This is a genomic window from Mesorhizobium sp. M7A.F.Ca.CA.002.04.1.1 (genome assembly GCF_004022805.1).
GTDB classification, from domain to species: Bacteria; Pseudomonadota; Alphaproteobacteria; order Rhizobiales; family Rhizobiaceae; genus Mesorhizobium; species Mesorhizobium ciceri.
This window is the reverse complement of the sequence record NZ_RZPL01000972.1, coordinates 1-1,671: the sequence shown is the minus strand read 5'-3', so window position 1 is coordinate 1,671 and position 1,671 is coordinate 1. Positions and strand designations below refer to the sequence as shown.

The window sequence follows — 1,671 nt, the reverse complement described above, 5'->3', positions numbered from 1 at the left end:
ACCGAGAACCAGTACTTGAACTTTGCCGCAGTCGGGGCGCGCCACCACTGAAAACGATGATGCCGAGAAGCACGACAATGACATGGGTATCAGGCAGTTGCTCCCGGTCAGGACGTGACGGCATCAGTCGCGTGTAGAGGTCGCGCATCGTTGCGTTGGTGCTGCCATCATAATTGCGGACAAGGCCCTTCCCGGATGCTGCAAGCGTCGTAACGTCTGCTCCAAAGCGGCGCGCCACGACTGCGGCAAAGGTCAAGTACTGGTTCTCGGTATCGGCGCTAAACCGGCATTTGGCGTCCTTGCCCTCGACGCCGTAACCCGCCGAGATGGAGTCGCCGATGACTAAAAAGCTGCGGGTTTTCGGCTGCGGCGGCAGAAAAGATCCGTCGGTCCGGATATCCTTGAGAACAGTCGCGCCGAATGACGCTTCGGTTCGGCGGACAAGACGCACGGCGTGCCGGGCGGCCACCGTATCCAATACGACTCTGTAGGTGTGTTCGCCCTTCTTCAAGTCAAGGCGGGATACAGCACCGTCAACATCAACGACCATGCTGTTGCGGCCTGTGTCGTCAAGCACTACGTCGAGCCATGCCCCTTGGAATTCAACCTCGATGGCAGTTCCCGGCCATTCAAATGTGGCTTGGGTTCCGGTCGCCAAAAAGCGACCAACCAGCCGCGCGCTGTGCAACTCCGATTCCCCGGCAAGCGCACAGCGATCAGTGAGCCCATTTAACCCAGCTGCCGCCAACACTGCTATCAGGAATGGCCGAAGACCGGCTACTTTCATCTAGAGTCAGCCTGTGAGAATGGCGAGTGCTACAAGAGCAGTAAACACCTTTTCTCGCAGATGCGAAAGAACTTTTCGCACATGCGAGATGCAGGGCGCGTGCGAAAAATCCGTCCTAAGGCGGTCGTCGCAAGCGGAAGCGCCCCGCCTGATGCCGGCGCCTTTTTAGACACTGGTCCTTTTCAGTCCCCGTCAGTTGGACTTTCGCAAGCACCCCGCTGGAGCGCTACCAAAGCGCTCCGCCGGTGATCTGGATGTTCTCCATGGTGATGCCCTTGGCGAGATCGGAGCACAGGAAGACCGCCAGTGCGGCGATCTCCCGCGGCTGCAGCAGGCGCTGCTGCGGGTTGCCCCTGGCGATCTCGGCCATCGCTTCCTCTGGCGTGCGCCCCTTGCCTTCGCGCTCCACGACCTGCGCCACATTGCGGCGCATCAGTTCGGTCTCGACCCAGGTCGGGCTGATCATAACGCAGGTGACGCCATGCGCCGCCCCTTCCAGCGCCACGCAGCGGGTGAGACCCAGCAGGCCGGCCTTGGACGCGCAGTAGGCCGGGTTGTCCTTCCACCCGACCAAGGCGGCCGTCGAGCCAATGTTGACGATGCGGCCCCAGCCGCGCTCGATCATACCCGGCAGCACGGCACGCGTGACGCGGAAGGCGCCGGTCAGGTTGGTGTCGACGATCTTGTCCCAAAGCGCGTCGGAATGGCCGCAGACCGGCTGCTCGGCGGTGGTGCCGGCGGCGTTGACCAGAATGTCGGCGGGGCCGATGGCCGTCTCGGCGTCAGCCGCGAAACGGTTGGTGACGTCGCTGTCGCGAACGTCAAGGTGTGCGGCGTGAACTTTCGTTCCATGAGCGGCAAGGGCCGAGCGCACGCGCTCGATC

The 1,671-nt window shown here is 62.2% G+C and carries 2 protein-coding genes; both read right to left on the bottom strand.

Going from position 1 to position 1,671, the window contains the following annotated elements; translation table 11 throughout:
• A partial coding sequence (locus ENZ75_RS31135) for a hypothetical protein (protein WP_206617144.1) occupies positions 1-787 on the bottom strand: 787 nt, incomplete at its 3' end.
• A 226-nt stretch (positions 788-1,013) separates the two neighbouring features.
• Positions 1,014-1,671 (bottom strand): SDR family oxidoreductase (locus ENZ75_RS31130; RefSeq protein ID WP_128278595.1); only part of this gene is annotated, 658 nt, incomplete at its 5' end.